General features: G+C 55.5%; 12 protein-coding genes. 4 read left to right on the forward strand and 8 right to left on the reverse strand.

The annotated features are described in order from the left end of the window. Nucleotides 1-16 precede the first annotated feature (16 nt). The gene (locus WBM93_RS04525) at nucleotides 17-349 is read right to left on the reverse strand and encodes a hypothetical protein (RefSeq protein ID WP_424428741.1); all 333 of its coding nucleotides are present in this window, start codon (nucleotides 347-349) and stop codon (nucleotides 17-19) included. A gap of 71 nt (nucleotides 350-420) precedes the next feature. On the opposite strand from WBM93_RS04525, the gene rnd reads away from it, so the two are divergent. Then, the gene (gene rnd, locus WBM93_RS04530) at nucleotides 421-1,611 is read left to right on the forward strand and encodes a ribonuclease D (protein WP_424428744.1); all 1,191 of its coding nucleotides are present in this window, start codon (nucleotides 421-423) and stop codon (nucleotides 1,609-1,611) included. Here rnd and WBM93_RS04535 read toward each other — a convergent pair whose 3' ends face one another. From WBM93_RS04535 to WBM93_RS04550, 4 genes are read right to left on the reverse strand one after another with little or no spacing between them, the layout of a single operon-like run. After that, the gene (locus WBM93_RS04535) at nucleotides 1,612-3,132 is read right to left on the reverse strand and encodes a Ppx/GppA family phosphatase (RefSeq protein ID WP_424428746.1); all 1,521 of its coding nucleotides are present in this window, start codon (nucleotides 3,130-3,132) and stop codon (nucleotides 1,612-1,614) included. Next, nucleotides 3,129-5,279 (reverse strand): RNA degradosome polyphosphate kinase, encoded by a 2,151-nt coding sequence (locus WBM93_RS04540; RefSeq protein WP_424428814.1) that lies wholly within the window; start codon nucleotides 5,277-5,279, stop codon nucleotides 3,129-3,131. Before WBM93_RS04540 ends, WBM93_RS04535 begins: the two co-directional genes overlap by 4 nt. Nucleotides 5,280-5,321: 42 nt before the next feature. Then, the gene (locus WBM93_RS04545) at nucleotides 5,322-5,939 is read right to left on the reverse strand and encodes a hypothetical protein (RefSeq protein WP_424428749.1); all 618 of its coding nucleotides are present in this window, start codon (nucleotides 5,937-5,939) and stop codon (nucleotides 5,322-5,324) included. A 12-nt stretch (nucleotides 5,940-5,951) separates the two neighbouring features. Then, nucleotides 5,952-7,238 carry a heavy-metal-associated domain-containing protein gene (locus WBM93_RS04550; protein WP_424428752.1) on the reverse strand — a complete coding sequence of 429 codons (1,287 nt, stop codon included), beginning with the start codon at nucleotides 7,236-7,238 and terminating at the stop codon, nucleotides 5,952-5,954. Between the two features lie 62 nt (nucleotides 7,239-7,300). Here WBM93_RS04550 and purM point away from each other — a divergent pair, with 62 nt between their 5' ends. Together purM and purN are read left to right on the forward strand one after the other, a co-directional pair. Then, on the forward strand, nucleotides 7,301-8,407 hold the full coding sequence (gene purM / locus WBM93_RS04555; protein ID WP_424428755.1) for a phosphoribosylformylglycinamidine cyclo-ligase: 1,107 nt from the start codon (nucleotides 7,301-7,303) through the stop codon (nucleotides 8,405-8,407). Continuing rightward, nucleotides 8,400-9,365 (forward strand): phosphoribosylglycinamide formyltransferase, encoded by a 966-nt coding sequence (gene purN, locus WBM93_RS04560; protein ID WP_424428758.1) that lies wholly within the window; start codon nucleotides 8,400-8,402, stop codon nucleotides 9,363-9,365. The genes purM and purN overlap by 8 nt, the downstream gene beginning before the upstream one ends. A 177-nt stretch (nucleotides 9,366-9,542) precedes the next feature. Here the strand turns inward: purN and WBM93_RS04565 are convergent, their stop codons facing one another. Next, on the reverse strand, nucleotides 9,543-10,124 hold the full coding sequence (locus tag WBM93_RS04565) for a LuxR C-terminal-related transcriptional regulator (protein WP_424428761.1): 582 nt from the start codon (nucleotides 10,122-10,124) through the stop codon (nucleotides 9,543-9,545). A 710-nt stretch (nucleotides 10,125-10,834) separates the two neighbouring features. Here WBM93_RS04565 and WBM93_RS04570 point away from each other — a divergent pair. Next, on the forward strand, nucleotides 10,835-12,460 hold the full coding sequence (locus WBM93_RS04570) for a GEVED domain-containing protein (RefSeq protein WP_424428764.1): 1,626 nt from the start codon (nucleotides 10,835-10,837) through the stop codon (nucleotides 12,458-12,460). Between the two features lie 194 nt (nucleotides 12,461-12,654). Here WBM93_RS04570 and ndk read toward each other — a convergent pair whose 3' ends face one another. Together ndk and WBM93_RS04580 are read right to left on the reverse strand one after the other, a co-directional pair. Then, nucleotides 12,655-13,077, reverse strand: coding sequence for a nucleoside-diphosphate kinase (ndk, locus tag WBM93_RS04575; protein WP_424428817.1), 423 nt, complete (start codon nucleotides 13,075-13,077; stop codon nucleotides 12,655-12,657). Nucleotides 13,078-13,194: 117 nt separating this feature from the next. Then, nucleotides 13,195-13,632, reverse strand: a complete 438-nt coding sequence (locus tag WBM93_RS04580; protein WP_424428767.1) for a DNA polymerase III subunit chi — start codon at nucleotides 13,630-13,632, stop codon at nucleotides 13,195-13,197. Nucleotides 13,633-13,656 lie beyond the last annotated feature (24 nt).

Genomic DNA, 13,656 nt, shown 5'->3' on the forward strand with positions numbered 1-13,656 from the left:
CGGGTGGCCTGCGCCATCAGGCGTCTCCCACGTCGGAATCACCGGCATAGCAGCGATAGGCAATGCTCACTTTCCGGACAAAGCCGAAGGTCACCAGACAAATTAAAATCGCCTTTCGGGTCATGAAAAAGCGCATATCGTTGATGCCAAGCCGCGCGCAATCGTCGACTTGCAAGGATCGGCCCCGTCGGGAAGCAAAGCCCCAGGCCAGGATCGTGATCTCGATCGTCTTTCCGCCAATCGGTCGCGGATCGGCGATAGCCAGACAGGCGTCCCCGCAAAGCGCCATTGCCTGCCCGAGCAACAGTAATGCCAATATGGCGATCAGTATCAGTGGCCAAAATGCCATGACTTTCCCCCAATTTTATCCTGCGCCCACGAATTGTTTGCGGGATGACCTGCCCGCTGTATAGGATAAAAATGCACATCCATAAATTGCTGACGGACAACCAAGACATCGCCGATATCTGCACCCGCTTTGCGTCTGCGGATTTCGTGACCGTTGATACAGAGTTCATGCGCGAGAATACCTATTGGCCCATTCTCTGCCTTATCCAGATCTCGGACGGCAAGGAAGCCGCCGCGATTGATCCCCTTGCCAAGGGCGTGGATCTCGGGCCGCTTATGGAATTGCTGGTCGACAACGAAAATGTGCTCAAGATTTTCCACGCCGGCGGACAGGATGTCGAGATTATCCACAATATCACCGGTAAGACCCCGCATCCGATCTTCGATACCCAGATTGCGGCAATGGCGATCGGCCAGAGCGAACAGATCGGCTATGCAAATCTGGTCGACAGCTGGCTTGGCATCACATTGGACAAAGGCGCCCGTTTCACCGACTGGTCGCGCCGCCCGCTCAATGCGCGCCAACTGGAATATGCGGTAGCCGATGTCACCCATCTCGCCGAAATTTTCCCAAGGATGCTGGAAAAATTGCGCGAAACCGGTCGCGGCATGTGGATCAACGCCGAGATGGAAAAGCTCGCCGATCCCGACAATTATGTCAATGATCCGGAAAAATCCTGGCTGCGGGTCAAATCGCAGGGACGCAATCTGGACATGCTGGGCAGACTGAAGGCGCTCGCCGCCTGGCGGGAACGGGAAGCCCAGTCCAAGGACCTTCCTCGCGGACGGATCATGCGCGACGAAACGCTGGCGGACATCGCAGCGCACCCCCCGAAGGAACAATCCAAGCTTGGACAGGTCCGCGGACTTTCGGCGGGCTGGAAAAACAACGATATCGGCGCCCGCTTGATGGATATCATCGATCAGGCCGAACCGCTGTCACGCGATGATCTGCCGTCGAAGATCGGCCGTCGCCCCAAAAATGGCAAGTCCAATGCCCTCGTAACGGATCTGCTCAAACTGTTGCTCAAGATTCGTTCGGCGGAGATGAATGTCGCATCCCGTCTGCTTGCTCGTGCCGATGATCTGGAACGCATAGTCGCCGGAGAACGCGAAGGCGTCGGGCTACTCGAGGGCTGGCGCTATGAAGAATTTGGCCGCGATGCGCTGGATCTGGTCGAAGGCCGGGTAAGTTTCACGGTCAAGGATGGCAAGTTGAAAATGACCCATCAGCAAGAGGGCGACGTCGCAGAGACCAAGTAGCTAAACGTCCGTCATCACCGGTTCCAGACCCATCATGCTGGCGAGATGCCCGTGCCGTTTGGCAACCGCATCACCATAGAGATCGACCAGATCGCCGGCAATCGCCAGTTCCAGCTTTTTACCCGATTTCCGGATATGCGTCTGTTCGAGCGGATTGCGGGTTCCACCGCTGAGCCGCTGCCCCAGACGCATCGCCAATCCCCAGCATATTGCACGTCTCGTCGCTTGATCGTCGGCAAGCTGTCCGCCGCCGGGGAACGTATCATTGCCCCCTCCGAAACTGGTAAACAGCGCCTGCCCCAACATTTCACGTTCCGGTCCACTGATGCCGACCCAGTTGCCATGCAGCCCGATTTCCAGTCCGCGCTCGGCCCGGAAATTGGGATTCGCCCGCCAGGCGACATCGCCCAGATTGCAGGCGGCCTGACGAATGCGATGCCACTCGACGGGATCGTCAGAGAATATATCGGTAATCCATTTGCCCAGCAATTTACTATTCGCCGGGAAACGGGCTTGCGCCGTTCCGGCATCTTCCGTCGCCAGCAATAGCGGGTCCCGTGCCGCTTCCTGCTTGCTTATACTTTTGAACAACATGCCTTCTCGCACACCATAAGCGGAAACGACCATCTTGCTGCTGTTCAGATAGCGCACCAGCATGGACAACAGCCATGCGGCATCATTCAACGTCGGTATCCGGGATGTGGAGAGGCCGGGCACACCCTTGAGCTTTTCCTTGTTCAATTGTGCCAGCCGGCTGACAAGCCGCTGCGCGCGCCGCGGTTCCATCTCGTAATTATGGATGACCGGGAGCGGATAATTGCTGTCGTGCATGTCGAGCCGGGCGAGAGAGCGCCATGAACCGCCGACAAGATAGAAAGGCATCTGCTGCGCCTTCTTCTCCCATCCGGTCTTTTTGAGCATCTTGCGCACCTGTGCTTTCAGGTTGTCATTGCCCTGGGTGCGCAAGTCCGCAACTCTAAACACGCCAAGTGGAAACGAATATCGCTCCAGCACCTTACCTTTGTCGATTCTCGCCAGTTCCAGACTACCACCGCCCAGATCTCCCACGATTCCGGTAGCATCCGGCATGCCGGAAACGATGCCCAGTGCGGCCAGTTCCGCCTCTTCCTCGCCCTGCAACACCGACACATCATAGCCGATCTTGCGCGCGGCCTTGAGCAAGTCCTTGCCGTTGCTCGCATCACGCACTGCGGCTGTGGCAAAGCTCATGATACTATCGACTTCCATGTCCATACACAGGCGGTGGAAGCGCTTCAGGCCGCGTATGGCGAGTTGCATCGAATCCTCGGAAATCATGCCGGTGGTTGACAATTCCCGCCCTAGTCCCGCCATCACCTTTTCATTGAACAGAACCGCAGGAACCCTGGCCGGTCCCTGGTAAACAACCAGCCGGATCGAATTCGAACCGATATCGACAATGGCTGTACGGCGATTCGATTGCCTTTTTTTTGTTTGCGCGGAACCGGGCAGGTTGCCTTTTTGCGCGATCATATCGGTCATGCTTTTTTCTTGCGGCGGCGCAGGCTGAGACGCGGGACGGCGTTGCTTTTCTTAAGTGCCTTGCCGCGACCCGAGAGTGACGGGTTGGTCATGAAATAGCGGTGCAAGTTGAACGGTTTGCTGGCGGGCTTCACCCTTGTGTAGCTGCCATCAGCATTTAATTCCCAACTCTGTTCGTCATCGATCAAATTGGCCACCATGACCTGATCCAGTATCTGGTCATGGACAGTTTTGTTGGTGATCGGCATCATATATTCCACGCGCCTGTCAAGATTACGCGGCATCCAGTCAGCCGACGAAATATAGAGTTTTGCACCATCATTGGGTAGTTCCCTGCCGTTTCCAAAGGCCCAGATTCGACTATGCTCCAGAAAACGGCCAACCACCGATTTCACGCGAATATGATCCGACATGCCCGGCACGTCGGGCCGCAGGCAACAGATTCCCCGGACCACCAGATCGATTTCAACGCCGGCATTGCTGGCCTGATATAGTTTCTCGATCAGCGCCGGATCGACCAGTGAGTTCATCTTGGCCCAGATCATTCCTGGCTTGTCGTCACGGACGTTGGCGATTTCCTGATCGATCAGACCCATCAGGTCATTGCGCATGTTCCGGGGGGACATGGAAATGAGTTCCAGCTCCTTGGGTTCGACATAGCCGGTGATATAGTTGAACAATTGTGCCGCGTCCCTCGCGGCTCGCGGATCAGCGGTAAAAAAGCTGAGGTCGGTATAAATTTTGGCGGTAATCGGGTGATAATTACCGGTCCCGAAATGGCAATAGGTGCGATAGCCTTCCTGTTCCTTGCGGACGACCATTGATATTTTCGCGTGGGTTTTCCATTCGATAAACCCGTAAACCACCTGCACGCCGGCCCGCTCCAGTGCGCTCGCCCAGAGCAGATTCTGCTCTTCATCAAAACGTGCCTTGAGTTCGACTATCGCGGTTACCGATTTACCCGCTTCGGCAGCGTCAATCAGAGCCCGGATGACCGCGGATTGCTTGCCCGCACGATAAAGCGTTTGCTTGATCGCCACGACATCGGGGTCAACAGCGGCCTGCCGCAGAAATTCGATCACGACTTCAAAAGATTCATACGGATGGTGGACCAGGATATCCTTGTCTCGAATGGCGGCAAAACAATCGCCGCCATGATCGCGAATGCGCTCCGGAAAGCGCGGGCTATAAGGCGTAAATTTGAGATCCGGGCGGTCTTCTTCAACCAATATGCCGAGATCGCCCACGCCGACCAGACCGTTGATCCGGCTTTCGGTGGCCCCATCGTGCAGCAGATTTTCGCGTAACATCGCGACCACCGGCTCGGCGAGCTTTGGTCCCATTTCGAGCCGGATCACATCGCCACGACGGCGGCGTTTGATTGCGCTGCGGAAATAGCGCACCAGATCTTCCGCCTCCTCCTCCACTTCTATATCGCTGTCGCGGATGATCCGGAACAAGCCGCTGCTTTTTACGGTATAGCCGGGAAACAATATATCGGAAAATTCCTGGATGGCGGTCTCGACCGACACATAGATGGCGGATTCACCCGGCAGACGTATGAAGCGCGGGAGGCCGGATGGTATCATCACCAGTTCGCGAATGCCCTGATTATCGGACTCCCTGACCAGATCGAAAACCAGACTCAATCCCTTGTTGGGAATGAACGGAAAGGGATGGGCCGGATCGAGCGCCTGCGGCGTCAGTACCGGAAATATCTGGTCGAGAAAATGCTGTCTGAGCCAGACTTTGGAATCGTCGGGAAGTTCGCCCACCGTCGAAACAAAAATATCTTCTTCCGCCAAGTTCCTGGACAATGCCGACCATACCCGCTGCTGATGCTCCAACAAAGCGTCGGCGCGGATCGCAATTGCCTCCAACTGCTGCGTGGGAGTCAGGCCGTCCGCCGAACGTTCCTCGATATTCTGGCGATATTGACCGACCAGCCCGGCAAAGCGGACCATGAAAAACTCGTCGAGGTTGCTACCGGAAATCGACAGAAAGCGCAGCCGTTCGAGCAACGGATGCGCTCTGTTTTCGGCCTCTTCGATAACCCGCTCGTTAAAGCCCAGCCAGCTTATTTCCCGGTTAAAATAGCGTTTGCCGCCATCTTCCGAAAAAGCGCCGCTGCCATCACCCTCGAGCAATAGGTCCGCATCGAGCGATTCTGCAGCGGGATTTTCCATATTCTAGCTATCCACCTTTTCGTCACCGGCGTCAAAAAACTCCAGTGCGGATTTCGCAATAGCCAAGTTGATCGGTTTTTTGGCCTCGATCGCAAGTGCATCCATCTTTTGCGCCAGACTTTGAACCATTGCGTAAGACCGGATCATACGCTTCTCCAGATAGCGAAGCGCATCTTCGGATATCGTCAGGCCGCGAGAATTGAAATATTTTTGGAACAGGCCATCGATCATTGCCTGGTCAGGGGGACCTATTTCCACAAGCAACGACGCGGCCAACCGGGATTTGAGATCCGGTAGCAAGACCCCCCATTTCGAAACCGGTTTTGCCGACAAAAGAAGCAGCGGCTTTTGCTCGCTGTTCGCGCGGTTCCAAAGATGGAATATCTCGGTATCCTCGGTGTCAGACGCCTCATCAAGACACAGTCCACCGCTTTCTGTTTCAAACGACGCCGCCATGGTCGTTTTGCCGCAAGCTTCCGGTCCGGTCAAAATCATCGTATGATGGGACCATTCACGCCAATGCTGCAAGTGACGGTGCACCTCGGCGTTCGCGGCGGTCACGAGATATCCGTCATGGTCCGGCGACGGGGTTTGTTCGAGAGGTAGGGCTATCTGACTCACCGCCTAAACTTCCTACTGTCCCGGACGACTGATACGCAAGGCGCCCGCTCCTTGCTGAACCTGCCAGCCCTGCGCCCGTAGCGCCTGAGCAAGGGCCGAAATATTACCCCTGTAGTTCACGCTCATGACAGAAACTCCCCCAAGTGCGAGACTGGACGTCGATGCCGAAGTCACTCCCGCAATCGCCCTCACCGACGATTCACCCCGGCTTACCGCGGCGACATCGGGGGTGTTGAACTGCAAGGAAATACTGGTCGTGGCGACCTGGGCCGCGACCGGCGCTTCGCTGCCGGCTGCCGTTGTACCTTCGCTAGCGGCGGTTTCAGCAGAATTTCCATCGCCACTTTCGGGCACTTCATCTTCTCCGAGGTCGAAATCCTCTAGATTCAAATCATCTATATTAAACGGATCCTCGATGATCAGCGACCGGTCGGTTTTCAGGATGCCGCGGGAAAGAGCGCTGGAATATATGCTATCCAGTCGCGCGATACCCTGATCCAGCATCTTGGGAATATCTTCGCTGCGGGCCACTTTGAGTGCAAAGCTGTCGATAAATTTGTTGTCGGGTCCGTAACGGGCGGTAAATCGGGCTTTAACCGGACCGCCGGGATACTCATAGGTCAGCCGGACAATGGGGATGATAACATCCGCCGCGCCAAACTGATCCAGTATATTCCGCCACCATCGACGACTCGGGCGATTGGCCTGCCCGGCCGTGAGCACGAGCGACTCGCTGTCTGATCCATAGGGACGGACATAATCAATGGGGCTGTCGCCGGAGCGGAATCGGGCCCAGGCTTTTTGCCATTCGGTCCGGCTTTCAAAAACCTGGGGCGAGCCTCCGCTCCACATGACGGGGAGAACCAGCAGTGGCGGAGACCGCAACCGTTGTCCGCTGACACCCAGAATCGACCCCGCTCTGGCCCTGTCAAACATGATTCCCAGCGTCGCTATATAGCGCTTCGGGCCGATTTGCTCCTGCTCGACTATGATCGCGGAAACGATCGTATTGAGCGTACCGTCGGGCAGGCCGGCGCTTTCAGCGCCCTGCTTGCGCTTGTACAGCATCTTCCAGGCCAAGCGCTGTGCTTCCTCCCAGCCCTTTTTGCGGGCATCAAAGGCATTATCCCCCTTCACGTCGACTTTTACGCCCATGACCTCGAAGTCGCCGCCGCTCGCGAGTGGCGCAACACCCCGTTCCGTGCCTTCCAGCTGGGCATAGACAACCGTCGCCGCGAGCATCGTCACAACCGCGATAATCGCAGCAACCTTGATCCTGAAGTCAGTCAAAATACTCATTTGCGCCCTTTTGACGATTATGGCGTGGAAATCCAGCCGCGAGTTGTCTAATCGCACAAGTTATGAGTGAAAAGCAAAATGAGCCGGATTCTTACACCTATGCAAAAGCCGGTGTTTCCATCGACGCTGGCAACGCCCTGATCAAGGCGATCGCGCCGCTGGCCAAAGCCACAGCGCGCGCCGGTGCCAATGCAGAGCTGGGCGGTTTCGGAGGTTTTTTCGATCTGAAAGCGGCGGGTTATCAGGACCCGCTTCTGGTCGCGGCCAATGATGGCGTAGGGACAAAACTCAAGCTGGCGATCGACTACGACCGGCATGACACGGTGGGAATCGATCTTGTGGCGATGTGTGTCAATGATCTGATCGTTCAAGGCGCGGAACCATTATTCTTCCTCGACTATTTTGCCACAGGCAAGCTGGAAAACGGCATTGCTGAACGGGTTGTCGCCGGCATCGCCGAGGGTTGCAAAATGTCCGGCTGCGCGCTGATCGGCGGCGAAACCGCGGAAATGCCAGGCATGTATGCCGAAGGCGACTATGATCTTGCCGGCTTCTGCGTCGGAGCGGTCGAGCGCGACAAAGTCGTGACCGGAGCTAGTATCGAGACAGGCGATATCCTGCTCGGCCTCGAATCCTCCGGCGTGCATAGCAATGGTTTCTCTCTGGTTCGGCGTCTGGCGGCGGACAAAGGCTGGAAAATGGACCGCCCTGCCCTGTTCAACCCGGATATATTGTTGGTTGAGGCGTTAATAGCGCCGACCCGAATCTATGTAAAATCACTGCTCCCGCTGATGCAATCCGGCCGGATCAAGGCCCTCGCCCATATTACTGGTGGCGGTCTGCTTGAAAATATTCCCCGCGTATTGCCCGACGGGCTGCACGCCCGTGTCGATGCCGCGAGCTGGGAACAACCACGTCTGATGGCGTTCCTGCAGGCTCAGGGCAATATCGAACCCGAGGAAATGGCCCGGACATTCAATTGCGGTATCGGGATGGTCTTGGCTGTTTCACAGGACGAAGCGGATGCGATTTCGGCCGATCTCGAAGCTGCCGGAGAAAAAGTCCATCGAATCGGCGATATACGTAACGGCATCAAGGGCTGTTCTGTCTCGGGAAACCGCGGCACATGGTCGGCGACCGACGACTGGACGGCCACCCACAATGGCTGAAAAAGCCAAAATCGCGATATTAATTTCCGGCCGCGGGTCCAATATGGCGGCGCTTGTCTATGCCGCCAAATCGCCCGATTGCCCCTATGACATCGTGCTGGTGGCATCCAATGATCCCGGTGCACGCGGTTTGAAGCTCGCCGAGGCCGAAAGCCTCGCGACCTTCGCCCGACCGCACAAAGGCCTGTCGCGCGAAATTCATGATGAAATCATGCACGACGCAATTGTCCGTTCCGGCGCCGAATATGTCGTACTGGCTGGTTACATGCGGATCTTGAGCGACGGATTTGTCGAAAAATGGGCAGATAAAATGCTCAACATCCACCCCAGCCTGTTGCCCAAATATAAGGGCCTCGACACTTACCAACGCCCAATCAATGCCGGAGACAAGGTCTCTGGATGCAGTGTTCATCTGGTGACACCCGAACTGGACGACGGGCCGGTACTCGCCCAAACGGAAGTTGCAATTCTGCCAGATGACGATGCCGACGGGCTGGCAAGCAGGATACTGATTGCCGAACATCAACTCTATCCGGCGACGCTCGCCCGATATGTTACCCGCGAGAGCAATCCCGACTGGATTTTACAGCAGATACGCGACCGAGCTCTGGCGCTCGAGGAAACCTCCGAGCGATTGAGCTTTGGATCGCCCGGGTGGCGCGTTGGCGGGGAGAAAAACGGCAAATATTTCGCCTATTTCACCCAGAGACTTTATGGTGAGGAAAGCATCGGGCTTCTGGTCAAAACATCCGGACTGGATGAACAGGCGGCGCTGATCGATGCCGACCCGGAGCTTTATTACTCACCCAAATTCTTGGGGAAATCGGGCTGGATTGCGATCCGGCTCGATACCGGCAGCACCGACTGGAACCATATTGACGACTGGCTCCGCAAAAGCTGGCAGGCAGTAGCCCCGAAACGGCTCATCAAAATGATCGCAATCGCGGATCAGTTTTAGCAAAAAAGCGCATCACGGGCCGGAACTCTTTGGACAACAAGGAGGAGGGATGATCAGTTGCCCAAAAAAGTCTGCGACCCATTTGGGGAAAGAAGTTCCAACCCGCGATACGCAGCAATCACTAAACCCACACAAGCGCGATATCGATACGGTCTTTAGACCATATACAAGAAACCCCTACATTCCCGCTTCTACAGCCAATCGCACCATGTCCGCTGCGCTAGGGACCTCGAGCCGCTTCATCAGGATTGAACGATGCATTTTGATGGTCCGCTCGCTGAGCCCCAATTCATAGGCAATCTGTTTGTTTAGCAGGCCCTTGGCGATAAACTGCAGCACTTCACGCTGCCGTTTCGACAGGTCTTTCACAATGGCGACAGCCCGCATCCGGCGCGCCTTCACCAGACTGGGTGATTCGGCATCTATTTCCACCTGCGATCCCAGAAAATATTCCAACTCACCTTCTTCATCGAACAAGGGAGCTACCAGCACGGCATTCTGGAACGGCGTGCCGTCCTTCTTGTAATTCAATATTTCGACCAGAACGGATTTTTGTTGCCGCACGCCGCGCCGGATTTCCTCTGTAAGCCAGGGCTCGGTCGCCTCGCCCGCCAGAAACCGGCAATTTCTGCCGATGATAAAGTCTCTATCATAGCCGGTCAGTTGCAGAAAAGCGTCATTGACCGCGACAATAGGATTGTCGGGCAGACGTGGATTGCTGACCACCGAGGCGATCGGGCTGTTTTTGATCAAAGCCATGACCGACGCCTTCGGCATATCCGATCTGGAGACCGCTGGCTGGTCCTGTGCGCTTTGATCTTGCTCGCGGGTCATAGCGCTAAGCTACTCGACATTCGTCATAAAATGCAAGTGGTAGAGCGAGTCGGCAATGGGCCGGTAAAAAGCCGTGCTGTGCCATCATATCCATATCAACACAGGTGTCTTGGCTATTATATCGACAGCACTGCCCTGGAGCGATTCCTACAGCCAGTCTTGACCACCTACCAACTCGTTCCTGACCGGCATTTTTACACCCATTTTGAGTCTAATTCCGTTCGACGGGATGGCTGGGCGGCCTTAGTTTTGAATTGGAAGATTAAGTCCGCGCAGCTTTTACCGTTGATAAAGTTGTCATCGGCCACGTCGTCTCGGTTCGGAGTTCTCCCGGGTCGTTAGATTGTCAGCGTTTTAAGTAGGTTCGTATTCGCAACAGGGGATCCTCAGATGAGCATAATATCCATTTGGCTATTTCCAATCTCTTTGGTGCTCTCATCAAGTCCATCTGTGCATAACGAAATTGTGCAGGCCGAAGTGACGGAAGTGTTGGACGGGAACGCCAACAGCGAGTGCAGCGAAGTGTTCATGGTCTTTGAGATCGGCGGAGTTGACCACCAAACACAAAGTACTTCCTGCACCGCAGGCCTGCAACCCGTTAGTCAAGCAACCCAATAGTAAGATATTAGAAACAAATGAAATTTTGGTTATTCTGGCTGGTCGTTTTCGTTGCTTCAGTGTTTTTCACTGAAGCAGCAGAGGCACAAACGACGGCTTGCCATGGTCGGCCAATCACCGTTCTCGATTTTCGCAATCCCGTTTTGATTTCCGGGACGGCTCTGAGCGCAGGAGCGGTCTATCGATTTCCCAATGTTACTACAGGCGTTGATGCCCGGGTTACCGTTGTCGCATTGAATGGCGCCACGCTTGCTACAATTGATCGCGACACTGGCCTTATCGGCAATTTTCAGCCGGAACTGGGTGGCGCGAATGCCCGGAGCATCGACTTTACTATATCGTTTGTAACCGCTGGAGGAACAGCACCGGTCAGTCTTGATGTAGCCGCTTCAGGGATCGATATTGACGGCGACAGCGGCAGCTTGAGAGAATATGCCGAATTCTCGAAGCCATTTGCCAGCTATGTGTTGGAAAACCCAACCAATCTGGATGTTAATTTTTCCGGTCCCTCCGTTCCATCGAACGTCCGGTTTGAATCGCGTACCAATTTTACAGCCTCAGGCATCGATCCCACGGCAACGCAAAACATTGTCTCGGTTCAGTACACGGGAACCAGCTCGTTTAACTATCGCATCGGTGCGCTCGGCACCGGATCGACCATCCGGCTGACATCTTTGGACTTCAGTTGTCCGGTTATGGCTTTCCCGACCCCTGCCCCGCAATCTTCCCAAGACTTTGGCGATGCGGTTCTGGGCTATGGGAATCCCGCCCATGATATTGTTGCGGGCATTTTGCTCGGCTCCGTCAATACAACCGAAACAAGTTCATACAATAGCCCGACCGCCGTTGGTGATACAGGAGATGACGGAGTGACATTCTCTGCAATGACCCAGGGACAATCTGCAACGCATACGTCTTTGGTGTCTGGTTCCGGGGGCAGGTTGCAGGCGTGGGTAGATTGGAACGGCGATGGCGATTTTGCAGACGCGGGAGAGCAGATCGCAACAAATGTTCAAGACAATGGACCAGGTGACACCAATCCCTCGATCGGCAGCATTGGACTAGCGATTAATGTGCCGATCACCGCCACAACCAACCCGACTATTGCGCGGTTTCGCTGGAGTACCCAGTCAAATCTCGGCGCGGCTCAGATCGCTTCGAATGGCGAGGTCGAGGACTATCAGGTGACAATTGCCGGTACAGCCATTTACGCGGTATCCAAGACAAGCACGATATTGGATAACACAGGACTGGGCGGATTTGCTATCCCGGGCAATGATGTTGTTTACACGATTACGGTAACCAACACCGGCGCAGCACAGTCGGATACTGATAGCACCTTTGTATTGGACAGCTTGCCGCCCGAAGTAGAGTTTTTCAACGGTGACATTGACGGCGCTGGACCTGCAACCGGTGCTGTCTATTTTACCCAGAATGGCGCGAGTCTGTCTTTTTCAGAGGCGACGGATCTCAAGTATTCCGATTCAGTTTCCCCGCCTGCGCTATTCACCAACTGCACTTATGTTCCCGCCGCCGGTTATGATCCATTGGTAAGACACGTTTGTCTCAATCCCAAAGGTGCGATGTCGGCCGGCGACCCCGCTCCCAGTTTTACACTGCAGTTGCGGGCGCGAATTGAGTGATTCGAAAATCAGTGGTCCTATGAACTGAAACCGATAGCCGGTTCCCGAACTTGCCGCGGTGCCCGTGCATGGCACAGCGGTCGACTGGGTCGGCGCCCGAAGGCTATCATGACCGGTTCAAAAACCCGATCCTGACTGGATCATCATTCGCCGCGAAGCGCTCCATGACGGACTACGCATGTCGCGGCGAACATTTAACCGACGATTTCGTCTTCGCTGAAGAAATAGGCGATTTCAATCGCCGCATTCTCGTCGCTGTCAGAGCCGTGGACCGTGTTGGCTTCGAGGCTTTCCGCCAGTTCCTTGCGGATCGTGCCAGGAGCCGCGTCAGCAGGATTGGTCGCGCCCATGATGTCGCGGTTGGCCTGCATCGCATTTTCACCTTCGAGCACCTGAACGACACAGGGGCCGCTGATCATGAAGTCGACCAGCTCCCCAAAGAAAGGGCGCTCGCTGTGCACCGCATAAAATCCTTCGGCTTGTGCTTTGCTCATGTGGATACGCTTGGATGCGACGATACGTAGACCAGCCTCTTCCAGCATCTTGGTGACGGCACCAGTGATATTGCGGCGGGTAGCATCAGGTTTGATGATTGAAAATGTCCGTGTCACGGCCATGATATTGCTCCATAGATCGGGGATATTGTAAGTTCGCGCCGCCCTTAGCTGCTGCACTGCACCATGGCAAGTTTTCGATGACAGCATAGCGGTTTCTGCGGGCAGAAATCGTAAAATTCAGGGGCCTTCGACCCAGCGGCCGCCATCCTGTTTCCAGTAGCGCGGCGTGACATCCTCCCTGGCCGACAGTTCCCGCCAGACGGTACGCGCATGATCGATCTGATCGGCAGCGAAGAGGAAGAACGCACGCTCGAAGGCCAGCGCCCCGTTCCGCCATTGACCATCGGAAATTATGATATACGGCGCTCCGTTCGCGGGCTCGCATTGATCGGAAATTAGAATCGGCTGATCCGCCTGCCCTACTGATCCGGCGTAGTCATGGGCGAGGAAGCTGGCCGGCTCGTCCCCCCACAAAGCGGTGCTGAGCCCGACACAGCGGGCCTCTTCCTGCGCCAGCAACAACACTTTTTTTCCCATATCAAGCGATTTGCCTGCTAGCATCGGGACCAGCTTTTCCGCCGGATCACGGGTCAGATGGTAAAAATCAACACGCACCGTTACATCCTGGGATGATATTTC

The sequence above is a fragment of the Parasphingorhabdus sp. genome, assembly GCF_049667325.1.
Classification (GTDB): Bacteria; Pseudomonadota; Alphaproteobacteria; order Sphingomonadales; family Sphingomonadaceae; genus Parasphingorhabdus.